The 22,469-nt window shown below is 71.2% G+C and carries 18 protein-coding genes; 12 read left to right on the top strand and 6 right to left on the bottom strand.

The genetic code is table 11. From position 1 onward, the window contains the following. Nucleotides 1-48: 48 nt before the first annotated feature. From C9J49_RS15960 to C9J49_RS15940, 5 genes are all read left to right on the top strand, one after another. Nucleotides 49-1,260: a toxic anion resistance protein gene (locus C9J49_RS15960; protein ID WP_107181414.1), complete on the top strand. Its 1,212-nt coding sequence runs from the start codon at nucleotides 49-51 to the stop codon at nucleotides 1,258-1,260. A 232-nt stretch (nucleotides 1,261-1,492) separates the two neighbouring features. Next, on the top strand, nucleotides 1,493-2,974 hold the full coding sequence (locus tag C9J49_RS15955) for a PAS domain S-box protein (protein WP_107181413.1): 1,482 nt from the start codon (nucleotides 1,493-1,495) through the stop codon (nucleotides 2,972-2,974). Between the two features lie 101 nt (nucleotides 2,975-3,075). After that, on the top strand, nucleotides 3,076-4,392 hold the full coding sequence (locus tag C9J49_RS15950) for an acetyl-CoA carboxylase biotin carboxylase subunit family protein (protein ID WP_107181412.1): 1,317 nt from the start codon (nucleotides 3,076-3,078) through the stop codon (nucleotides 4,390-4,392). Between the two features lie 17 nt (nucleotides 4,393-4,409). Further along, nucleotides 4,410-6,440 (top strand): CocE/NonD family hydrolase, encoded by a 2,031-nt coding sequence (locus C9J49_RS15945; RefSeq protein WP_107181411.1) that lies wholly within the window; start codon nucleotides 4,410-4,412, stop codon nucleotides 6,438-6,440. An 80-nt stretch (nucleotides 6,441-6,520) separates the two neighbouring features. Then, entirely contained in the window at nucleotides 6,521-7,876 is a 1,356-nt protein-coding gene (locus tag C9J49_RS15940; RefSeq protein ID WP_107181410.1) for an MFS transporter, read from the top strand. A gap of 169 nt (nucleotides 7,877-8,045) precedes the next feature. Here C9J49_RS15940 and C9J49_RS15935 read toward each other — a convergent pair whose 3' ends face one another. Then, complete coding sequence (locus C9J49_RS15935; RefSeq protein WP_237022341.1) at nucleotides 8,046-8,708, bottom strand: flavin reductase family protein; 663 nt, start codon at nucleotides 8,706-8,708, stop codon at nucleotides 8,046-8,048. A gap of 99 nt (nucleotides 8,709-8,807) precedes the next feature. On the opposite strand from C9J49_RS15935, the gene C9J49_RS15930 reads away from it, so the two are divergent. From C9J49_RS15930 to modC, 7 genes are all read left to right on the top strand, one after another. Next, the gene (locus tag C9J49_RS15930) at nucleotides 8,808-9,335 is read left to right on the top strand and encodes a TIGR02281 family clan AA aspartic protease (protein ID WP_107181409.1); all 528 of its coding nucleotides are present in this window, start codon (nucleotides 8,808-8,810) and stop codon (nucleotides 9,333-9,335) included. Nucleotides 9,336-9,383: 48 nt separating this feature from the next. Then, nucleotides 9,384-11,063, top strand: a complete 1,680-nt coding sequence (locus C9J49_RS15925) for a VRR-NUC domain-containing protein (RefSeq protein ID WP_181454309.1) — start codon at nucleotides 9,384-9,386, stop codon at nucleotides 11,061-11,063. A gap of 20 nt (nucleotides 11,064-11,083) precedes the next feature. Then, on the top strand, nucleotides 11,084-13,372 hold the full coding sequence (locus tag C9J49_RS15920) for an ATP-dependent DNA helicase (RefSeq protein WP_107181407.1): 2,289 nt from the start codon (nucleotides 11,084-11,086) through the stop codon (nucleotides 13,370-13,372). 51 nt (nucleotides 13,373-13,423) lie between these two features. Continuing rightward, nucleotides 13,424-13,804 (top strand): winged helix-turn-helix domain-containing protein, encoded by a 381-nt coding sequence (locus C9J49_RS15915; RefSeq protein ID WP_107181406.1) that lies wholly within the window; start codon nucleotides 13,424-13,426, stop codon nucleotides 13,802-13,804. Between the two features lie 70 nt (nucleotides 13,805-13,874). Continuing rightward, nucleotides 13,875-14,708 carry a molybdate ABC transporter substrate-binding protein gene (gene modA, locus C9J49_RS15910; RefSeq protein ID WP_107181405.1) on the top strand — a complete coding sequence of 278 codons (834 nt, stop codon included), beginning with the start codon at nucleotides 13,875-13,877 and terminating at the stop codon, nucleotides 14,706-14,708. 3 nt (nucleotides 14,709-14,711) lie between these two features. Next, nucleotides 14,712-15,407, top strand: a complete 696-nt coding sequence (modB, locus tag C9J49_RS15905; RefSeq protein ID WP_107181404.1) for a molybdate ABC transporter permease subunit — start codon at nucleotides 14,712-14,714, stop codon at nucleotides 15,405-15,407. A 13-nt stretch (nucleotides 15,408-15,420) separates the two neighbouring features. After that, a complete protein-coding gene (gene modC / locus C9J49_RS15900) occupies nucleotides 15,421-16,578 on the top strand; it encodes a molybdenum ABC transporter ATP-binding protein (RefSeq protein ID WP_107181403.1) in 1,158 nt (385 codons plus the stop codon). Here modC and C9J49_RS15895 read toward each other — a convergent pair. From C9J49_RS15895 to C9J49_RS15875, 5 genes are all read right to left on the bottom strand, one after another. Further along, a complete protein-coding gene (locus C9J49_RS15895; protein ID WP_107181402.1) occupies nucleotides 16,575-17,768 on the bottom strand; it encodes an amino acid deaminase in 1,194 nt (397 codons plus the stop codon). The two genes, modC and C9J49_RS15895, sit on opposite strands and share 4 nt — an antisense overlap. A gap of 11 nt (nucleotides 17,769-17,779) precedes the next feature. Next, nucleotides 17,780-19,606, bottom strand: coding sequence for a monovalent cation:proton antiporter-2 (CPA2) family protein (locus tag C9J49_RS15890; RefSeq protein ID WP_107181401.1), 1,827 nt, complete (start codon nucleotides 19,604-19,606; stop codon nucleotides 17,780-17,782). Between the two features lie 97 nt (nucleotides 19,607-19,703). Next, nucleotides 19,704-19,937: a DUF3565 domain-containing protein gene (locus tag C9J49_RS15885; protein WP_107181400.1), complete on the bottom strand. Its 234-nt coding sequence runs from the start codon at nucleotides 19,935-19,937 to the stop codon at nucleotides 19,704-19,706. A gap of 1 nt (nucleotide 19,938) precedes the next feature. Next, entirely contained in the window at nucleotides 19,939-20,343 is a 405-nt protein-coding gene (locus tag C9J49_RS15880; protein WP_107181399.1) for an NUDIX domain-containing protein, read from the bottom strand. Nucleotides 20,344-20,414: 71 nt separating this feature from the next. After that, nucleotides 20,415-22,442: a TonB-dependent receptor gene (locus C9J49_RS15875; protein WP_111382315.1), complete on the bottom strand. Its 2,028-nt coding sequence runs from the start codon at nucleotides 22,440-22,442 to the stop codon at nucleotides 20,415-20,417. Between the last annotated feature and the right edge of the window lie 27 nt (nucleotides 22,443-22,469).

Genomic DNA, 22,469 nt, shown 5'->3' with positions numbered 1-22,469 from the left:
GCGCCGGGCCGCCGGCGCGCCCCCTGGCAACATCAAGGAGAGCCCACCATGACCGACGCGTCTCAGCCCAAGGGCAGCCCGCTGTCGCTGCCGCCCGTGGAACGCATTGCCGAGGAGCTGGAGCGGCCGGCCGCGGACGAGGCCGGACGCGCCGCGGCGGACCCGCAGCTCGCCGCCATGGCCGAGGCCTTCGTGACCGAGACCCTGGGCGACGAGGCCGAGGGCGCCGCCACCCGGCAGCGTCGGGCGGTGGACGAGATGGGCCTCGAACTCCAGCAGCAGGCCGCGCGCCAGAGCGAGATGCTCAAGACGCCGCTGCGCCAGCTGGCCCGCCATGGCGAGGAAGGCGGGCCCGTCGCCAAGGCGCTGGTGGCGCTGCGCGGCCGCATGGATGATCTGGATCCTCGCCATCATCGCCTCGAGCCCGGTCGCTTCGACCGTGTGCGTCGCCTGCTGCCGGGCGCCAGCAGCCGGCTGCAGCGCTACTTCCACCGCTTCGAGACCGCCCAGCAGGCGCTGGAGGCGATCATCGCCGATCTCCAGGGCGGCCGCGACATGCTGGAGCGGGACAACCTGACCCTCGCCGACGACCAGGAGGCCATGCGCGCGACCCTCGACCAGCTCGAGCGCCAGGTGTCGCTGGGGCGGCTGATCGACGAGCGCCTGATGGCGGCCCGCGACGGGATCGTCGACGACGACCGCCGCGCCTTCGTCGAGGAGGAGCTGCTGTTCCCGCTGCGCCAGCGCATCCTCGACCTCCAGCAGCAGCAGGCGGTATGCCAGCAGGGCGTGCTGGCGCTGGAGGTGATCATCCGCAACAACCGCGAGCTGATGCGCGGCGTCGACCGGGCGGTCAACGTCACGGTGTCGGCGCTGAGCGTGGCGGCCACCGTGGCGCTGGCGCTGGCCAACCAGCGGCTGGTGCTCGACCGCGTCGAGTCGCTCAACGCCACCACCAGCGAGACCATCGCCGGCACCGCCCGGGCGCTGCGCCAGCAGGGCGTGGACATCCAGACCCGCGCCGCCTCCGCCAACCTCGACATGAAGGCCCTCGAGGGCGCCTTCGCCGACGTCATGGCGGCGGTCGACGACCTGGCGAGCTATCGCCGCGAGGCGCTGCCGCGGCTGGGCGAGCAGATCGAGCGGCTCGAGGGGCTGACCCGCGAGGGCGGCGGCGCCGTGGAGCGCCTGGCCCGCGAATCCGGCGAGTCGGGCGAAGCCGGTGAGCCGGGCGATTCCGCCGGGTCAGACAAGCGCTGATCCCGGCGGCGCCAGTTCTTTTAACGCATTCCTTCCTGTCTTTTTCCCTCTCTGATGTCCCGCCGGAGTCGAGCGATGGCCCCGAGCGTGGGCGCCGTGACGCGCCATTGTCTCAATTCAACGACCGAATCGCCGAAGTCAGACTAGGGTGGCAAATAGTGTCATGCGATCGGCGGAGAGTGATTTCCGTCAATCGTCATAAAAAAGCATCAGAAAAAGGCAGGGGGAACTCATGCAGTTGAACTACCGCAAGTGGTGGCAGCGTGGGAGCGAAGAGGCATCGGCAGGGGCACCGGTGCTGGATCGCGCGGCGCCCGAAGGGCTCGCCGAGTCGGTCATGGAATCCGCGGTGGACGGCATGGTGGTGATCGATGTCGCCGATCGGGTGGTCCGCTTCAATGCCGCGGCGGAGCGGCTCTGGGGGCTGTCCCGCAAGGCGGTGCTCGGCCAGCCGGTGGACCGGCTGGTGCCGGAGCTGCTGCGCGACCAGCATCAGGACCATCTGCACGTCAGCCGCGCCAGCGGCCGGGACGTCCAGGTGGGGCGGCATCGCGAAGTGATGCTGGAGCGCCCCGACGGCAGCCGGCGGCGGGTGGGCATCGCGCTGTCCCGCGTCGCCCTGGGCGACGGCGAGGGCTATGCCGCCGTGGTGCGCGAACTCGGCGAGGAGCGCCCGTCGGATCAGGGCGCCCATCAGGCGCTTGAGCAGTGCCTGGACGCGGTGGTCAGCATCGACGACCAGAACCGGGTGACCTTCTTCAACGCCGCCGCCGAGCGGCTGTGGGGCTGTCGCCGCGAGCAGGTGCTGGGCGAGAACGTCAATCGCCTGGTGCCCGGGGCGATCCGCGGCCAGCACGACGGCTTCGTCGATCGTCACCGCCGCCACGGCGACGACCGCATCGTCGGCACCAGCCGCGACGTCCAGCTGGAGCGCTTCGACGGCGAGACGCGCTGGGTCAATCTGGCGCTGTCGCGCTTCGTGGTCGACGGACGCCAGTGCTACACCGCCTTCGTGCGCGATATCACCGAGGAGCGCGAGTTCCGCACCCTGATGGAAAGCACCCTGGAGCAGGCCGTCAATGCCGTGGTGACCATCGACGAGCAGAATCGGGTGACCTTCTTCAACGCCGCCGCCGAGCGGCTGTGGGGCTATGAGCGCCGCGAGGTGCTGGGCGAGAACGTCAAGATGCTGGTGCCCCACGCCATCCAGGGAAATCACGACGCCTACGTGCAGCGCAATCGCGATAGCGGCGAGGACCGCATCGTCGGCAGGACCCGCGAGGTCGAGGTGGTGCGCAAGGACGGCGATTCGACCTGGGCCAGCCTGTCGCTGGCGCGCATCCGCATCGACGAGCGCCTGGTCTACACCGCCTTCCTGCGCGACGTGGCCGAGGACGTCACCCATCGCGCCAACATGGTCGAGCGCACCGAGGAGTTCGCCAAGGCCAACCAGCGGGTCACCCAGTTCGCCGAGGACATCGAGGCGATCGCCATGCGCACGCATCTGCTGTCGCTCAACGCCTCCATCGAGGCGGCGCGGGCCGGCGAGGCGGGACGCGGCTTCTCGGTGGTGGCCGAGGAGGTGCGCGCCCTGGCCGAACAGGCCACGGGCTCGGCCAAGGACATCGGCGAGGTGGTCGGCCACACCCAGGCGCTGTTCCAGGAGCTGCAGGACGCCCTCAAGGCCATCGAGGCGAGCGCGCGCGGCGGCTGAGGCGTCTCCGTCTGGACTATGCTGCAGGAGTAATGTTCGCGTCGCCGTGACGGCGCCCGGGATCGGCCCGTGGCGCCGCCGACGGGCGGCAGGGAGCGATCATGAACACCGCAGTACGCAACGTCTTCGTGGTCGGGCTGGACGACTTCAACCGTCAGCGGCTCGAGAGCCTGAAAGGGGCAGAGGACTGCCGCTTCCACGGCGTCATCGCCCCCGAGGCGGTCTACGACACCGAGGTCTTCGACATCGCCGCCATGCTCGAGGAGTCCACCGCCCAGCTGGAGGCCTTCGACGGCACGGTGGATGCCATCGTCGGCTACATGGACTTCCCCGTCTCGACCATGCTGCCGATCCTCTGCGAGCGCTTCGGCACCCGCTCGCCGACGCTTTCGAGCCTACTCAAGTGCGAGCACAAGTACTGGAGCCGGCGGGTGCAGCAGGAGGTCATTGCGGAGCACATCCCGGCCTTCACCGCCTTCGACCCCTTCGACCCCTTCGACGACGAGGCCCTGACGCACATCGGCGAGGCGGGGCTTCACTTCCCGTTCTTCGTCAAGCCGATCAAGTCCTCCGGCTCGCGGCTGGGCTTTCGCATCGATACCCCGGAAGACTTCCAGCATGCCATCGAGCGCCTCCGGGCCGAGATCGGCCTGATTGCCGACCCCTTCAACACCGTGCTCGAGCAGGCCCGGCTGCCGGACGAGATCGCCGCCGTGGAGGGCCACTTCTGCATGGCCGAGGCGATCATCGGCGGCTGGCAGTGCACCGTGGAGGGCTACGTCTTCGAGGGCGAGGTGGTCAGCTACGGCATCGTCGACTCGCTGCGCTATCCCCAGGTGCTGAGCTTCTTCCACTACCGCTATCCGTCCGGGCTGCCCGATCCCGTCCAGGCCACCATGCGCGAGCTCAGCGAGCGGGTGATGCGCCACATCGGCTTCGACAACTCGGCGTTCAACATCGAGTTCTTCTGGGACGAGGTGCAGGACCGCATCTGGCTGCTCGAGATCAACACCCGGCTGTCGCAGTCGCACTGCGACCTGTTCGAGAAGGTCGACGGTGCCAGTCACCAGCAGGTCGCCATCGACCTGGCGCTGGGCCGGCGGCCCGGCATGCCCCATCGCCGGGGCGAGTTCGCGGTGGCGGCCAAGTTCTTCTATCGGGTGTTCTTCGTCGATGCCGTGGCCGTCAGGGTGCCGAGCGACGAAGAGATCGCTGCCCTGGAGGCGGATTTTCCGGGCACGGTGATCCACCTGCAGGTGGCGCCCGGCCAGCGGCTGTCGACGCTGCCGGAGCAGGACAGCTACAGCTTCGCGCTGGCGCATGTCTGGATGGGCGCCGACGGCGCCGAGCAGCTGCTGGAGCACTACGAGCGCCTGGCGGCGCGGTTGGTGTTCGAGTTCGATGAGATCGTGGGCTGAAGAAGGAGGGCAGCAGGATGCGCATCGTCGAGGACTTTCCCCGCAGGGTCCAGGAGGAGGAAACCTGGATTCCCATGGCCGACGGCACGCGCCTGGCGGCCCGCATCTGGAGGCCGGTGGACGCCGAGGACCATCCGGTGCCGGCGATCCTCGAGTATCTGCCCTATCGCAAGCGCGACCTCACCGCCGCCCGCGATGTCCAGAGCCATCCCTACTGGGCCGGCCACGGCTATGCCGGGGTGAGGGTCGACATCCGCGGCACCGGCGAGTCCGACGGCGTGCTCACCGACGAGTACCTGCCCGAGGAGCTGGCCGACGGCGTGGCGATCATCGAGTGGCTGGTCGCCCAGCCCTGGTGCAGCGGCGAGGTCGGCATGATCGGCATCTCCTGGGGCGGCTTCAACGGCCTGCAGATCGCCGCCCTGCAGCCGCCGGCGCTCAAGGCGGTGATCACCCTGTGTTCCACCGACGACCGCTACGCCGACGACATCCACCACATGGGCGGCTGCCTGCTGGGCGACAACCTGTCCTGGGCCTCGACCATGTTCGACGGCAACGCCTGCCCGCCGGATCCGGCGCTGGTCGGCGATCGCTGGCGCGAGATGTGGCTCGAGCGCCTCGACGGCAGCGGCCTGTGGCTGGCCCAGTGGCTCGAGCACCAGCGCCGCGACGACTACTGGAAACACGGCTCGGTGTGCGAGGACTTCGCCGCCATCCGCTGCCCGGTGTATGCCATCAGCGGCTGGGCCGACGGCTACTGCAACGCCGTCTTCCGCCTGCTGGCGGGGCTCGAGGTGCCGCGCAAGGGGCTGGTCGGCCCCTGGTCGCACAAGTATCCGCACCTCGGCGTGCCGGGGCCGGCCATCGGCTTTTTGCAGGAATCGCTGCGCTGGTGGGACCAGTGGCTCAAGGGCCGTGACACCGGGATCATGGACGAGCCGATGCTGCGGGTGTGGATGCAGGAGTCGGTGCCGCCCTCGGCGCGCTACGCCGAGCGCCCGGGACGCTGGGTGGCCGAGCCGAGCTGGCCGTCGCCGCGCATCGTGCCGACGTCGTTCCGTCTGAGCGTGGGCCACGACCTGCTGCCCGAGGCGCCGGATGCGGCGGAGGACGACGAGGTGATGACGCTGCGCTCGTCGCTGTCGGTGGGGCTCTACGCCGGCAAGTGGTGCTCCTACAACGCGCCGCCGGACCTGCCCCACGACCAGCGCGACGAGGATGGCGGCTGCCTGGTGTTCCAGACGCCGCGGCTGGAGGAGGCGATCGAGATCTGCGGCCAGCCTACGGTCGAACTGGAGCTCGAAGCCGACCGGCCGGTGGCCATGGTGGCGCTGCGGCTGATCGACGTCGCCGAGGACGACAAGGCCACTCGGGTGTCCTATGGCCTCTTGAACCTGACCCATCGCGACAGCGACGAACATCCCGAGCCGCTGGAGCTCGGCCGGCGCTACCGGGTGACGGTCTCGCTCAAGCATATCGCCCAGCAGTTCCCGGCCGGCCACGCGATCCGCCTGTCGCTGTCCACCAGCTACTGGCCGCTGGCCTGGCCGGCGCCGCGGCCGGTCACCCTGACGCTGTGCCCCGGGCGCAGCCGCCTGGTGCTGCCGGTGCGCGCGCCGCAGCCCGAGGAGGAGGCGGCGCTGCCGGCCTTCCTCGAACCGGAGGGCGCGCCGGCGATTGCCAAGACCCTGATCCAGCCCACCCAGGAGAGCTGGCGGGTGATCCGTGATCTGGCCAACGACCAGACCACCCTCGAGGTGATCAACGACGAGGGCCGCTACCGGCTCGACGCCATCGACCTGGAGATCGCCGGCCGGGTCACCGAGCGCTACCGTTACTCCTACGGTAGCTACGACAGCGTCAGCGGCTGGACCGAATGGGAACGCACCTTCCAGCGCGGCGACTGGGAGGTGCGCACCCTGACCCGCACGCTGATGACCAGCGACCCGGACAACTTCCGCCTGCGCGCCACCCTGGACGCCTGGGAAGGCGAGACACGCATCTTCGCCCGCACCTGGGACGAGACGATTCCACGGGATCTGGTGTAGCGGGGTAGGGGGACGTCGTCGATAGTCGGCGAGAGGCGCGGCTGCTATCTTGGCCCCTTTCTCGACAGGGATGCCCCGCCATGAGCGTGACCACCGCCGACGCGCCCGCGACGCCCCGGGCCTCGCGCAAGGAGATCCTGGGCTGGGCGATGTTCGACTTCGCCAACCAGGCCTACACCCTGCTGATCATCACCGTGGTGTTTGGCGAGCTGTTCACCACGGTGATCGTCGGCGACCGCGGCGACGGCTATCGCTGGGCCAACTTCCTGTGGAGCCTGGCGCTGGCGATCAGCTACCTGCTGGTGGTGATCACTGGGCCGCTGTGCGGCGCGGTGATGGACTACCGGGCGGAGAAGAAGCGCTTCCTGTTCGCCAGCTACGTGGTCACCATCGTCGCCACCGCGCTGCTCTATTTCGTCGCCCCGGGTTACGTGTGGCTGGGGCTCGTGCTGATCGTGGTCTCGAACTACGCCTACTCCATGGGCGAGTCCTTCATCGCCGCCTTCCTGCCGGGGCTCGGGCCGCCCGAGTCGCTGGGCCGCATCTCGGGCTTCGGCTGGGCGCTGGGCTACGTCGGCGGGCTGTTCGCCGCCGGCTTCACCCTGGTGGTGCTGGGCGAGGCTAGCGCCGAGAACTTCGAGCGCATCCGCTGGGTCGGGCCCTTCGCCGCCGGCTTCTTCCTGGTCACCGCCATTCCCACCTTCCTGTGGGTGAAGGAGCGCGGCACGCCGCAGAACAGCGGGCTGTCCTACCGCACGATCGCCTGGCGGCGGGTCTCGACCACCCTCCACGAGCTGCGCCGCTTTCGCGACCTGGCCATCTTCCTGGTGTCGCTGCTGTTCTCCATGGCCGGGGTCTACATCATCATCGCCTTCGCCTTCATCTACGGCGCCCAGGTGATCGGCTGGGACGAGTCCGTGCGCAATGTCATGTTCATCATCGTGCAGATCACCGCCGCCGCCGGGGCGATCGGCTTCGGCGCCATCCAGGACCGCATTGGCACCCGGGTGACCTACCTGATCACCCTGGTGCTGTGGGTGGCGGCAATCCTGGCGATCTGGGCCACGCCAACGCTCACCGCCTGGCTCAACGCCGCACTGGAACTCGACTGGCAGGCCCAGCACCTGTTCCTGCTGGTCGGCTGCCTGGCGGGGCTCAGCCTGGGCTCGAGCCAGTCCGCCAGCCGCGCCCTGGTGGGGCTGTTCTCGCCGAGCCGCAAGGCCGCCGAGTTCTTCGGCTTCTGGGGCCTGGCCAACAAGCTCGCCGGGGTGGTGGGCATCGTCGCCCTGGGACTGCTGCAGTCGGTGGTCGGACTGCAGGCCTCGATCCTGCTGTGTGCGGGACTGTTCATCGTCGCCATCCTGATCTGCCTGTTCGTCGATCAGCAGAGAGGCATGCGGGCGGCACGAGAGTGGGAAGCCCGCAACGGCCGCTAAGGCCGATTGACTGCTGCGCTCGATATCTTGGCCGCCGGCGGTGCGCGCCATCCTCATGTAGCAGGCTACATTCCGGTGGCTGTGCTCCGGCGGCAGCCAACCTATCGTCGCTCGCGACGTCAATCGACGCTTAGCTGATTTCCTCGGGAGCCTGCTTGATGCCAAAAATCTACTTGGGGCGTTCGAGGGCGAACAGGTCGGTGGTGCGGCTATAGTCCGAGCCGGCCATGCGGCCGACCGGGCGCAGCGTCTCGATGTCGACGTGGCGGCCGTCCCAGACCTCGGGCGCGGCGTGCACCGCGACCACCTCGGCGAGCACCAGATTGCCGGCCAGCGGGCTGTCGCCGAAGCGGATCACCTCGCGCAGCCGGCAGCCGAAGGCGATCGGCGACTCGGCGATGCGCGGCACCCTGAGTTCGCCCATCGGCGCCTTGGTCAGGCCGGCGTGGTCGAACTCGTCCTCGCCGCGGGGCAGGCTGGCGCTGGTGGCATTGAGCGCCTCGGCCAGCGCCTCGCTGCCGACGTGGATCACGCATTCGCCGACTTCGTCGAGGTTGTGGAGGGTGTCCTTGGCCTTGCCCTCGCCGTTGAGCAGCGGCGAGAAGGCCAGCACCGGCGGGTTGACGCTGGCCACGTTGAAGAACGAGAAGGGTGCCAGGTTGGCGCGCCCCTCGGCGTCGACGGTGGCGACCCAGGCGATGGGGCGCGGGGCGATGGCGCCGGAGAACAGCCGGTAGATCGTGCCGGCCTCGAGGGCGTCGGTGCCGAGGGTGCCGGCAGCGCGAGCAGCGTCGGAGGCGGGGGCATCGTCGGAGAAAGAGGCGTCGCTCATGATCGCTCCTTGAGGGTGAACGAAAGGCTTCATCCCAGCATGGGCGCCGGCGGGCGTCCAGTGTCATGATGGGCGAGCCGGATGACGGGAGGGCGATGAATGAGCGAGCAGGGCGGTGGCGTGAAGCGTGCGGGGCTGGGCATGATGCTGGCCTTCTGGGCGCTGCTGATCGGGCTCGGCACCTGGTGGTTCCAGGGCTGGTTCGAGGCGCGGGAGAACCCCAATGCCCACCTCGCCGAGTCGCTGGACGGCGGTCCGCTGACGCTCGAGCGCAACGCCAACGGGCACTTCGTGGCCACCGGGCGCCTCAACGGCGAGCCGGTGACCATGCTGCTCGACACCGGCGCCACTCAGGTGGCCGTGCCCGCGGATCTGGCCGAGCGCCTCGACCTGCCGCGGCGCGCCGCGGCCAGTTTCTCCACCGCCAACGGCCGGGTGCGCGGCCACCTGACGACCCTCGAGGAGGTGCGTCTGGGCGGTCTCGTCGCCCGCGATGTGCCGGGCTCCGTCGTGCCCGGGCTCGAGGGCGGAACGGTGCTGCTGGGCATGAGTTTCCTCGGCCGCTTCGAGCTGCAGATGCGCGGCGACACCCTGACCCTGCGGGTGCCCGAGAAGGGCAAGGGCTGAGCGCCGACGGGGCTCACCCGCCGGCACGAGGCTGATACCATGGCCAGCATGAACAGCGTCACCTCCGCCGCCGCGCTCACGGCCTCCCTGGACGATCCCTTCTACTACCTGGCGAACTTCCAGTGCGTGCTGGACTGGGTGGCCGCGCGCCACGCGGATCTGCTCTCCGAGCCCGAGCGCGCCTTCCTCGCCGACTTCCCGGCCCTGCCACGGGCCTCCCGGGCGCTGCTGGTGCGCATGGTGATGCGCAAGGGCGAACACTTCCGCGTCTCGCGCCTGGCCTACGACGAGATCGGCGATACCGAGGCCGCCCTCGGCCCGCTGATCGAGGCCGGCTGGGTCGATGCGGATCCGATGCTCGGCCTCGACGAGCTGTTCCGCCAGCTGCGCCTGGCCGAACTCAGGCGCGCCTTCGCCGACGAGATCGCCGCGGCCGGCCTGCCGAAAAACGTGGCCAAGGGCACGCTGCAGGCGGCCATGGCTGAGCGCGGGCTCGAGCCGCGCCGTCTTCGCGACTGGTGGCCGGCGGCGCCGGATCGCGTGGTGCGCTTCACCCTGATGGCGCTCTGCGATCGGCTGCGGCTGATGTTCTTCGGCAACCTGCGCCAGGACTGGGCGGAGTTCGTGCTCGCCGAGCTCGGCCTGCAGCGCTTCGAGAGCGTGCCCTTCGGCCCGGAGTCCCGCGCCTTCCAGCGCCGCGACGAGGTCGACGCCTACCTGGCCCTGCACCGGCTGCGCGAGCGCCTGGACGACGGCGAATGCCCGGTGGCGCTGGCCGCCGAGGTGCCGGGCGTGCCCGACAACGCCTGGCTGGCCACCCGCCGGGCGCGGCTGCTGCTGAAGCTGGGCCGCGAGGCCGAGCGAAGGGGCGAGGCCGAGGCGGCGCTGGACGGCTACGCCGCCGCCGGCCTCGGCGAGGCGCGCGTGCGCCGGCTGCGCCTGCTCGAGCGGCGCGGCGAGTTCGCGCTGGCCCATCGCCTGATCGAGGCGGCCGAGCCGGTGGACGAGGCCGAACGCCAGGCGCTTTCCCGCCTGCGCCCGCGGCTGTGCCGCAAGCTGGGCCTGCCGGCGCCGGCGCGTGAGATCGAGCCCGCGCCCGAGCGGCTCGATCTGGTGCTGGCGCCGTCACCCGGCGGAGTGGAGCGCGCCGTGGCCGAGTATCTGGCCACGCCCGAGGCGCCGGTGCACTTTGTGGAGAACACCTTGATTACCGGGCTGTTCGGCCTGCTGTGCTGGGAGGCGATCTTCGCGCCGCTGCCCGGCGCCTTCTTCCATCCCTTCCATTCGGGACCGGCCGATCTCAACCGCGAGGACTTCGTGACCCGGCGCCGCGCGCGGTTCGACGCCTGCCTGGCCGAGCTCGACGACGGCCGCCATCGCGAGACCGTGCGAACGCGCTTCGGTGAGAAGCGGGGCCTGGCCTCGCCCTTCGTGCACTGGGGGGCGCTCGATGAGGCGCTGCTCGAGCGCGCCCTGGCCGCCATCCCGCCGGCGCACCTGCGTGCCCTGTTCGAGCGGCTGCTCGACGATCCGCGGGCCAATCGCGCCGGGCTGCCCGATCTGATCCAGTTCTTCCCGGACGCTGCCCCTGACGAACCCGGCTATCGGCTGATCGAGGTCAAGGGCCCCGGCGACCGGTTGCAGGACAACCAGCGCCGTTGGTTGGCCTTCTTTCATGCCCATGACATCCCGGTGGCGGTCTGCCACGTGCGCTGGCAAACGCCATGAGCGGGGCGGAGAACAAGAGCATGAGCGAGGCCGTGAGCGGAGCGGGGCAGCAGACCGGGCGCCGCGTCGCCGTGCGGGCGCTGTGCGAGTTCACCGCCCGCGAGGGCGACCTGGACCATCGCTTTACCCCGGCGCCCAGCGCCCGGGAGGGGATCGAGGGCCACGCCCGGGTGCGGAGCCGGCGCGGCGACGGAGTTGAGGCCGAGGTGGCGCTGTCCGCCGACGTCGCCGGCCTGACCGTGAGCGGCCGCGCCGACGGCGTCGACCCCGCGGCCAACCGCCTGGAGGAGGTCAAGACCCACCGCGGCAGCCTCGAGCGCATGGCCGCCAACCAGCGCGCCCTGCACTGGGCCCAGGCCGAGGCCTACGGGGCGCTGCTGTGCGCCGAGCGCGGGCTCGAGACGATCACCCTGGCGCTGGTCTACCTGGATATCGCCACCGGCCGCGAGACCGTGCTCACCCGCGAGGCGAGTGCCGACGAGCTGTGGACGCGGCTCGAGGCCCACGCCCGGGCCTATACGGCCTGGGCCGACCAGGAGGCCGAACACCGCGCGGCGCGGGACGCGGCCCTCGGCGCGCTGGCCTTCCCCCACGGCGATTTCCGCCCCGGCCAGCGGACCCTGGCCGAGGACGCCTACCGCGCCGCCGCCACCGGCCGCTGCCTGCTGGCGGAGGCGCCCACCGGCATCGGCAAGACGCTCGGTACCCTCTACCCGCTGCTCGCCGCCATGCCCCGCCAGGGCCTCGACCGGCTGGCGTTCCTGACCATGAAGACCCCGGGGCGGCGGCTGGCGCTGGACGCCCTGAGGGATCTCGGCGCCGACCGCGAGGCCGAGCGACTGCCGCTGCGGGTGCTCGAGCTGGTGGCGCGCGACAAGGCCTGCGAGCATCCCGATCGCGCCTGCCACGGCGAATCCTGCCCGCTGGCCCAGGGCTTCTTCGATCGGCTGCCGGCGGCGCGCCGCGACGCCGTGTCCCGCGGCTTCTGGGACCGTGCCTCGCTGCGCGCATTGGCCCTCGAGCACGGCGTCTGCCCCTACTACCTGGGCCAGGAGCTGGCCCGCTGGGCCGATGTGCTCATCGGCGACGTCAATCACTACTTCGACGACGGCGCCCTGATCCACGGCCTGATGCAGGCCGACGGCTCGCGCCTCGGCGTGCTGGTGGACGAGGCCCACAACCTGGTCGACCGGGCTCGGGGCATGTACAGCGCGGCGCTCGACCAGCGCCGGCTCAACCGGCTGCGCAAGGACGCGCCGCCGGCGCTGTCGAGGCCGCTGTCGCGGCTCGCGCGGCGCTGGCAGGAGCTGCTGCGGGAGGCCGAGGAGCGCGAGTGGCAGGCGCTGGACGCGGTGCCGGGCGGGCTGCTCGGCGCCCTGCAGCAGGCGGTGGCGGCGATCACCGACTACCTGGGCGAGCATCCCGCCGGGGGCGATGTCGCGCTGCAGGAGTTCCTGTTCGAGGCGCTGGCCTTCGCCCGCCGCGCCGAGACCTTCGGCGAGCATTCGCTGTGCGAGCTCGAGCGCCACGGCCGCGGCCGGGCTAGACTCGCGATCCGCAACCTGGTGCCGGCGGACTTCCTGGCGCCGCGCTTCCGCGCCGCCCGCTGCGCGGTGCTGTTCTCGGCGACCCTGAGCCCGCCGGGCTATCATCGCGACCTGCTGGGCCTGCCCGACGATACCGTCACCCGCAGCGTGCCCGCGCCCTTCGTCGCCGAGCAGCTCGAGGTGCGGCTGCGCCGCGACGTCTCGACCCGGCTGCGCGACCGCGAGGCCTCGCTCGGCCCCATCGTCGCCGAGCTGGCCGACCAGTACCGCCGCCGCCCCGGCCACTACCTGGCGTTCTTCAGCAGCTTCGCCTACCTGGAGGCGGCGCTGTCGCGCTTCCGCGAGGCCTGCCCCGAGATCCCGGTGCGCGCCCAGCGGCGCGGCATGACCGAAGAGGAGCGCGAGGCCTTCCTGGCCGGCTTCGTGCCCGGCGAGACCGGCATCGCCTTCGCGGTGCTCGGCGGCGCCTTCGCCGAGGGCATCGACCTGCCCGGCGAGCGGCTGGTCGGCGCCGTCGTGGCGAGCCTCGGCCTGCCGCCCTTCGACGCCTATCATGCGGCGCTGGAGGCGCGGCTCGAGGAACGCTTCGGCCGCGGCTTCGACTACGCCTACCGGGTGCCCGGGATGATCAAGGTGGTGCAGGCCGCCGGCCGGGTGATCCGTGGCCCCGAGGATCGCGGCGTGGTGGTGCTGATGGACGACCGCTTCGCCCGGGCCGAGAATCGGGCCCTGCTGCCCGACTGGTGGTGCCCGGCGCCCTGAGCCGCGCCCGCGCCTTTCGAGAACTTGCCCCTTGCCGACGAGGACACGCCGATGACCCGAACCCGCCATGACCGCCCCACCTTCCAGCTGCGGCTGGTCGCCGACCGCGACGTGGTGCTGGGGCCCGGCAAGATCGATCTGCTGGCGGCGATCGCCCGGGAGGGCTCGATCACCGCGGCCAGCCGCGCGCTGAACATGAGCTACAAGAAGGCCTGGCAGCTGATCGAGACCATGAATCGCCACTTCCCGAGCGAGGTGATCGCCACCAGCACCGGCGGCAGCGCTCGCGGCGGGGCCGAGCTCACGCCGCTGGGCGAGGCGCTGCTGGCGCGCTATCGAGCGCTAGAGCGTCGCCTCGCCCCCGAGGCCTGTGACGATGCCCGGGCGCTGCTCGAGCTGATGACGGGGGAGGCGCCGGAGGCGTCGAGCTGATCGCGCTTGCTCGGGCGTTCATGGAACGCTAATGTGCCGTTGTTTCCATGCAGACATAACGGGAGTTTCCATGCCGCGGTTCATCGCTCGTCATCCGCTGCGCGCCCTCGGCGCCGGCCTCGCCCTGGCGCTGGGCGTCGCCGCCGTGCCGGCCCAGGCCGAGCCCGGTACCGAACCCACGGTGCGCATCTTCGCCGCCGCCTCGCTCACCGACGCCCTGGACAGCGCCATCGCGCGCTACGAGGAAGGCCATGATGTCGACGTGGTGCCGGTCTATGCGTCCTCGTCCACGGCGGCGCGCCAGGTCGCCCGGGGCGCGCCGGCCGACCTCTACTTCTCCGCCAACGAGCAGTGGATGGACTGGCTGGGCGAGCAGGGCATCGAACTCGCCGAGCGGGCCGACCTGCTGCAGAACCGCCTGTCGCTGATCGCCGCCGACGACCAACCCGAGACCTTCACCCCCGGCCAGGGCACGTCGCTGAGCACGCTGCTGGGCGACGACGAGCGACTGTCGGTGGGCGACCCCGATCATGTGCCGGCCGGCATCTACGCCAAGCAGGCGCTCGAGTCCCTCGGCGAGTGGGACGCGCTGGCCCCGCGCCTGGCCCGGGCCGACAACGTGCGCGCCGCCCTGGCGCTGGTCGAGCGCGGCGAGGCGCCGCTGGGCATCGTCTATCGCACCGACGCCATGGCCAGCGACCGGGTGCACCAGCTGGGCCTGTTCCCGCTCGACAGCCATCCGGCGATCCGCTACCCGGTGGCGCTGATCGACCCGCCGGCGGATGACGCCGCCGAGGCCTTCCGCGCCTGGCTGGCCGGCGACGAGGCCCGGGCCATCTTCACCCGCTTCGGTTTCGAAGCCGCCGGCGCCGAGCCGGCCGCCGAAGACGGCGCCGAGGGCTAGTCGATGCTGTCGCCGGTGGAGGTCGAGGCCATCCTGATCAGCCTGCGCGTGGCGGGCACCGCGGTGGCCTGGATCCTGGTGCCGGGCATCGCCCTGGCGTGGCTGATGGCGCGCCGCGAGTTCCGCGGCAAGGCGCTGCTCGACGGCGTGCTGCACCTGCCGCTGGTGCTGCCGCCGGTGGTGGTCGGCTACCTGCTGCTGCTGTCGCTGGGTCGCCAGGGCTGGCTGGGCCAGTGGCTGAACGAGTGGTTCGCCGTGAGCCTGCCCTTCACCTGGCAGGGGGCGGCGGTGGCCGGCGGGGTGATGGCCTTCCCGCTGCTGGTGCGCGCCGTGCGTCTGTCGCTGGAGGCGGTGGACGTGGACCTGGAGGCGGCGGCCAGCACCCTGGGCGCCGGCCGCCTGCGGGTGCTGTTCACCATCACCCTGCCGCTGGCGCTGCCGGGGCTGCTGACCGGCACCGTGCTGGCCTTCGCCCGGGCGCTGTCGGAGTTCGGCGCCACCATTACCTTCGCCGCCAATATCCCCGGCGAGACCCGCACCCTGCCGCTGGCGCTCTACACGCTGATCCAGACGCCCGGTCAGGAAGGCGCGGCGGCGCGGCTGTGCGCGCTGTCGGTGATCATCGCCATGGTCTCGCTGGTGGCCTCTGAGTGGCTGGCGCGCCGGGCCCGGCGCCGGCTGCGCCAGCGCGATGGGTAATGGAGAGGATGCCATGTCAGATGTGACCGCCGCCCATGACGGCGCCGCCGGCGCGCGCTCGGCGCTGACCCTGGACGTCGAACAGCGCCTCGGCGACTTCTCGCTGTCGGCGTCGCTGGCGCTGCCTGCGAGCGGTGTGACCGCGCTGTTCGGCCCCTCCGGCAGTGGCAAGACCAGCCTGCTCAGGATGATCGCCGGGCTCGATGCGCCGCACCGCGGGGCGATCCGCCTCGGCGACGAGACGCTGGTGGATACCGCGCGTGGCGTTCGGCTGCCGCCGCACCGGCGCCATCTGGGCGTGGTGTTCCAGGAGCCGCGGCTGTTTCCCCACTACCGGGTGCGCGGCAATCTCGCCTACGGCATGCGCGGCGCCGGGCGCGAGCGCTTCGACGCCGTGGTCGAGCTGCTCGGCATCGGCGCGCTGCTGGAGCGCTTCCCGGCGACGCTATCCGGCGGCGAGGCCCGCCGGGTGGCGATCGGCCGGGCGCTGCTCAGCGAGCCGCGGCTGCTGCTGATGGACGAGCCGCTGACCGGCCTCGACGGCGTCCGCAAGCGGGAGCTCTTGGACTACATCGCGCGGCTGGCCGGCGACATCGACATTCCCATCGTCTACGTCAGCCACGACCCCGACGAGCTGACCGCCATCGCCGACCACCTGGTGCTGCTCGAGCAGGGGCGGGTGGTCGCCGACGGCCCGCTGGAGGCGCTGCTACAGCGCTTCGAACTCACCGAGCGGCTGGGCGGCTTCGATGCCGCGACCCTGGTCACGGCGACGGTGGAGGAACACGACTCGCACTATGCGCTCAGCCGGCTGCGCCTGGCCGACGGCCAGCTTTTGACACTGCCCGCGGTGGACGCCGCGCCCGGCACGCGGCTGCGGCTGCGCATCCCGGTGCGCGAGGTGGCGCTGGCCTTGGACGAGCCCGGCGCCATCAGCTATCGCAACCGGCTGCGCGCGACGGTCGAGGAGATCGGCCCGTCGCAGCCGGGGCAGGCCGCCGTGGAGCTGCGACTGAGGCTCGGTGAGAAGCGGCTCGGCGAGAAGAGGCTCGGCGAGCAGCTGCTGCGCGCGCGGCTGACCCGCAAGTCCCTCGACGAGATGGGGCTCAAGCCCGGCATGCCGGTCATCGCCCTGGTGCGCAGCGTGGCTTTTGACACCCGACACTCCTAGAAACACGTCTCCCAGGTATCGATCACGGACAGGCCGTCATCGACGAGGTGGATCAGCCGCCACTTGTCGAAGGTCAGGCAGGGGTGGGAGGCGCCGAAGGCGACCACGTCGCCTACGCGCACGTCGTCCGCGCCTTCCGGCAGGGCGACGAAGGTGTGCTGATCCATCTGCCTGGTGACGTCCCAGCCCGCCACCGACAGCGGCGCCTCGACGCGTCCGCCTTCCCGATAGCGCACCAGCGGCTCGGACAGGCGGTCGCCGCCGATATCGCGCTTGCCGAGCGCCACGATGGCGAGCCCCGGCTCCGGCAGCGACTGCACCTGGGCGTAGACCGTGAGCGCCGGGCGCAGGCCCTCGTGCAGGTCCGGGCGGCGCGCCAGCACGCCGCGCTGGGCCTCGCGGTAGAGGCCGTGGTCGTGCACCACGTAGCAGCCCGGGCGCAGCACCGGGGTGAAGCGGTCCTCGAGGCCGCCGTCGCGGAAGGTCTCGGCGATCAGGTCGTACCAGGCCGAGCCCGAGGCGGTGACGATCGGCGAGGCGACGCCGAACAGCCCCTCGTCCGCCAGCCGGTGAAGGTTCTCCACCAGCCGCTCGCCATAGGCGCGAACCCTCGCGGCCGGATCGTCGCCGTGGACCACGCCTTCGTAGCCCTCCAGACCGGCCAGCGTCAGCCCCGGCCGCGCGGCGATGTCCCGAGCCAGCTCCGCGACCTGCTCGTCGTCTCGGCAGCCGCAGCGTCCGCTCGCCACGCCCACCTCGATCAGCACCGGCAGCGTCAGGCCGGCGTTGGCGAAGACCTCGCCCAGCTCGGCCACGTTGTCGTGGCTGTCCACGGTCACGTAGAGCTCGGCGCCGGCGCGCATCAGCGCGACGGCGATCGCCATGTTGGCGCGGCCGACCAGCTGGTTGGCCAGCAGCAGGCGCGTGGCGCCCTCGGCGAAGGCGGCGCGGCACTGGGGCAGGGTGGCCAGCGTGATGCCCCAGGCGCCGGCCTCGAGCTGGCGGCGAAACAGTGCCGGGGTCATGGTGGTCTTGCCGTGGGGCGCCAGCCGCGCGCCGTGGCGCTCGGCGAAGGCCTGCATCCAGGCCAGGTTGTGGGCCAGCGGCGCCTGCTGGATCACCGCGGCGGGCAGGCTGACGTCGGCCAGCAGGTCGCGGCCGGTCTCCGGGGTGCCCTTGTGATGGGTCATGAGGTCTCCTGTCACGTTGTGCCGCGCCGCTCCGGCGGACGCTCGGGCGCGGTGGTGGCGATGTCTTCGTCGGCCTCGAACAGCTCCTCGAGCTCGCGGGCGGCCTGCTGGATGGTCTGGATCTGCTCGCGCTTGTTGCCGAACACTTCCAGCTGGCGTTTCAGGGCGCGCTCGTCGTGAGGGCGGAAGGTCTCCACGGTGTGACTGGCCTGCTCGCGGGAGATGCCGACGCCGACCAGCACCTCGCGGGTCAGCTCCAGGCTCGCCGGCAGCAGCTCGCGGATGATGTAGGTGACCTCGGCGCGCATCAGCAGCTGGGCGTGGTAGCGATCCCGGGCCCGGGCGTAGACGCGCAGGTGCGGGAAGCGCCGCTTGACCCGCTGGACGATGCGCATCGAGGTCTCGATGTCGCCGATCGCCACCACCATCACCCGGGCCTTGTCGGCGCCGGCGGCCTCCAGCAGGTCGAGGCGCGAGGCGTCGCCGAAGTAGATGTCGTTGCCGTAGCGGCGCACCACGTCGACGCGCTCGGCGTTGCTGTCGAGCACCGTGTAGGGAATCTTCAGCCCCTGCAGGATGCGGCCCATGATCTGCCCGAAGCGACCGAAGCCGGCGATGATGATCTGCGGGCCGATGGGCGGCGGGCGGTCGTAGTCGCGGCGCGGCCTGTCGGCCTTCAGCAGCGGCCGGATCAGCCGTGCGTGGAGCAGGAACAGCACCGGCGTGGCGGCCATGGACAGCGACACCACCAGCACCAGCAGGCCGACCAGCGAGGCGTCGAGCAGGCCGGCGGCCCCCGCCGCGGTGAGCAGCACGAAGCCGAACTCGCCGCCCTGGGAGAGTAGCGCGCCGAGGTTCAGCGCCGTCTTCCAGTCGCGACGGTAGAGCCGGGCGGACAGGGTCATGGCGAGCCACTTGGCGGCCAGCAGGCCGGCGGCGAGGCCCAGCGCCAGGCCGGGCTTCTCGGCCAGCAGGCCGATCTGGGCGGTCATGCCCACTGCCATGAAGAACAGCCCCAGCAGCAGGCCGCGGAACGGCTCGATGTCGGCCTCGATGCTGTGGCGATACTCGGAGTCGGCCAGCAGCACCCCGGCGATGAAGGCGCCGAGCGCCATGGAAAGCCCGGCCAGCTCCATTAGCAGGGCGGCGCCGATCACCACCAGCAGCGCCGTGCCGGCGAATACCTCGCGGCTGCGAGTGCCGGCGGCGAAGCGGAACAGCGGGCGCAGCAGGTAGCGGCCGCCGACGATCAGCCCGACGAAGGCGCCGACGGCGATCAGCACCTCGGCCAGCAGGTGGGTCCAGTCGCCGCCCAGGGAGGCGCCGCCGGCCAGCAGCGGAATGGCCGCCAGCACCGGAATGGCGGCGATGTCCTGGAACAGCAGCAGGGCGAAGGCGTAGCGGCCGTGGCGGCTGCCCAGCTCGCCGCGCTCGCCGAGCAGCTGCAGCACCAGCGGCGTGGAGCACAGCCCCAGGCTGAAGCCGACCACCAGTGCTGCGGCGGGCGAGAGGCCCGCCAGCAGGGCCAGGCCAGTCAGCAGCGTCGTGGTGACGGCCACCTGCAGGCTGCCGAAGTGGAACACCGCCTTGCGCATCAGCTTGAGGCGGGCCGGCTTGAGTTCCAGGCCGATCACGAACAGCAGGAACACGATGCCGACCTGAGAGAACTGCAGCACGGCGTCGGCGTCCGGCACCAGGCCCAGCGCCGAGGGGCCGATCACCACGCCGGCGACCAGATAGCCGAGCACCTCGCCGAGCCCCAGCCGCTTGACCAGCGGCACGATCAGCACCGCGGCAACGAGGAAGATCAGGACGTTGTAGAGCAGGGCGATGGCCACGTCGGGCTCCTTGGATGGCGGATTGGTGGGAGCGGCTTCCTTTCTATCCTAACGCAGGGCCCCGTTGGCAGGGCCGGCCACCGGCGCGTCGGGCGGCTCAGCGGCGGGATTCGGGCGGAGTATCGACCGGGGCATCGGGCGGCTCGCCGCGGTCGCACTTCACACAGGGCAGCCGCAGGCCCAGCCGCGAGCGGCGGCCGGCCTCGGTGGTCACCCAGGGGCGCTCGGCCCAGGGCGGCTGGTGGCGGACGTGCTGATGGTGGCCGCAGGCCAGCTCGGCGACCCAGTGGCCCTCGTCGTCGCGGTGATAGCCGACGATCGGCTGCTCCATCTCAGGCCTCGGCCAGGCCGGCGCGGGGCAGCACCTCGTCGCGGGTCAGCGGCGCCAGCGGCAGCGCCAGGGCCTCGGCCGGCGTCACCCAGCGCAGCTCGGCGATCTCGGCGGCGGCCTGCAGCGGACCCGCGAGCTCGGCGCGGAACAGATGGGCGTGCAGCCCGTGGCCGGGCTCGTTGGCGGCCGGGGCGCTGAACTCGCCCAGCGGCTCGAACCGGGTCGGCGGCTGGCCGAGCTCCTCCTCGAGCTCCCGGACCAGGGCCGCGGCGGGGGACTCGTCGGGCTCGATCTTGCCACCGGCCTGCATGAAGGCCTCGGTGCCGCGCTTGCGCACCAGCAGCAGGCGGCCTTCGGCGTCCTCGATCAGGGCGGCGGCGATATGCAGGATGGGGGTGTCATTCATCGGGGCAGGCTCCTGGAAACGACGCGGGGCCGCCCCTTGAGGCGGCCCCGGGAGAGGCGCGAAGACGCGGCCTAGAAGGCCAGCTCCACGCCGGCATAGACGCTGCGGTCCGGCGCCGTGTTGAAGTGGCGGCCACGTTCGTCGTTGATGACGATGTTGTCGTAGTACTCGCGGTCGAACAGGTTCTGCACGCCCACGTAGGCCTTGAGCAGGGTGTCGTCGCCGAGGCGCCAGCCGTCGCCGGCACGCAGGTTGGCCAGCCAGACGTCGTCGATCTTCACCCTGTTCTCGTCGTCGGCAACCATCGAGCCCACGTAGCGGGTCTCCAGGGTGGCGAAGCGCTCGCCGAGGCCCTGCCAGGTCAGCTGGTTGACCCAGGTGCGCTCGGGCAGGCCCGGGATGCGGTTGTTGGCGAGGTCTTCGCCTTTGTCGTTGACGTAGTCCTGGAACTCGTAGCGCGCCAGGGTCAGGGCGCTGTCGAGGCGCCAGTCCTCGGCGAACTGCCAGCCCAGGGCCACTTCCAGGCCATCCTGGCGGCTGCGGCCGGCGTTGCGGTAGAAGTCGCGGCCGCCGTCCTTGTAGGCGATCAGCGAGTCGCGCACCCGGGTCGAGAACAGCGCCACGTCGTAGTCGAGGCCGGCGTCGACGAAGCTGCCGCGCAGGCCGATCTCGCGGTTCCAAGCCTTCTGCGGCTCGATGTCCGGGTTGAAGCCGCCGACGCGGGCCGGGTTGGCGAACTCGGTGAAGGTCGGCGTCTCGTAGGCGGTGCCGGTCGAGAGGTAGGCCTGGTGGTCGGGCAGGTAGCGATAGCTCAGCCCGGCGCTGCCGCTCCACTGATCGAAGCTGCGATCGCCGCCGTTGTCGCCGTCACTGAGATAGTCGTCGTCGATATCGAACTTGGTGTGGTCGAAGCGGGTGCCGAGCGACACCGTCCAGCGGTCGGTCAGGTCCAGGTCGCCCTGGGCGAAGACGCCGACCGAGCTGGCGGTCTGGGTCTCGTCGGCGACGCGGCCCTGATGGTCGCCGTCGATGGTGACCTCGTCGCGATAGCGTTCGTCCTCCTGTCGCGCCACGTCGACGCCGGTCACGTAGCTCAGCGGCAGGCCGCCGACGGTCAGCGACTGGCGGTACTCGGCGCTGCCGCCGTAGTAGTCGCGATCGTAGGCGACGAAGCTGTCGCCGGCATAGGCCAGCTGCTGCTCGAAGTCGCGCTTCAGGTAGAAGCCGCGCAGGGTCAGCTCGCCGGGGCCGGCGGCCAGGTCCTCGTACTCCAGGCCGAGCAGCTGCTGGTCGACCGACTGTCCCGCATCGATACGAGTCGGTGAATAAAAGTTGCTGCCCGTTATTGTGCCTTTGCGGTCCTCGCTGACCGCCTCGGCGGTCAGGCCGCCCGGATCCTCGGAGCGCGGATTGTCGAGCAGGTTGACGATGGCGGTGATCGAGCGGTCGGCGTCCAGCTCGCGGCGCAGCTTGGCGTTGAGCTGGTACTTCTCGACCTCGCTGTGATCGCGATAGCCGTCCATGCCCAGCGCCGAGACGCTGACGTGATGTGACCAGGGGCCCTCGACGCCGCCGTTGCTGAGGTTCAGCTTGCGATAGCCGTCGCTGCCGCCCTCGACGCGCAGCCTGGTGCCCGGATCGCTCTCGCCGTCGGTGGTGGTGACGTCGATCACGCCGCCTGCGGCGTTGCCGTACTGCACCGCCGCCGGGCCGCGGATGACCTCGATGCGCCGGGCGCTGTCCAGATCGATGGCATCGAGCTGGGCCTGGCCGTCGGGCAGGGTGTAGGGAATGCCGTCGACGCGCACCGTGATGCCGCGCACGCCCCAGGGCGTGCGGGCGCCGAAGCCGCGGATCGACACCCGCTCGCCCTGGACGAAGTTGTGACGGTTCTGGAGATACAGCCCCGGCACGGTGGCCAGCGACTCGTTGAGGCGCTCGCGGGGCTGGCCCTGGGCGATCTGCTCCTCGTCCACCACGGACACGGCGGCGGGCGTGGCATAGAGTTCACGCTCGAGACGCGATGCGCTGACCGTCAGCGGCTCGAGGGCGAGCTCGGCGGCCTGGCCGGCGGCGGGCAGCAGCAACAGGGGCGTCATCAGGGGGGCTGTCTCTTATACACATCT

Source organism: Halomonas sp. SL1, assembly GCF_003030865.2.
Taxonomy (GTDB): Bacteria; Pseudomonadota; Gammaproteobacteria; order Pseudomonadales; family Halomonadaceae; genus Halomonas; species Halomonas halophila.
Note: the sequence above shows the minus strand (reverse complement) of the source record. Positions and strands in the feature narration are given on the sequence as shown.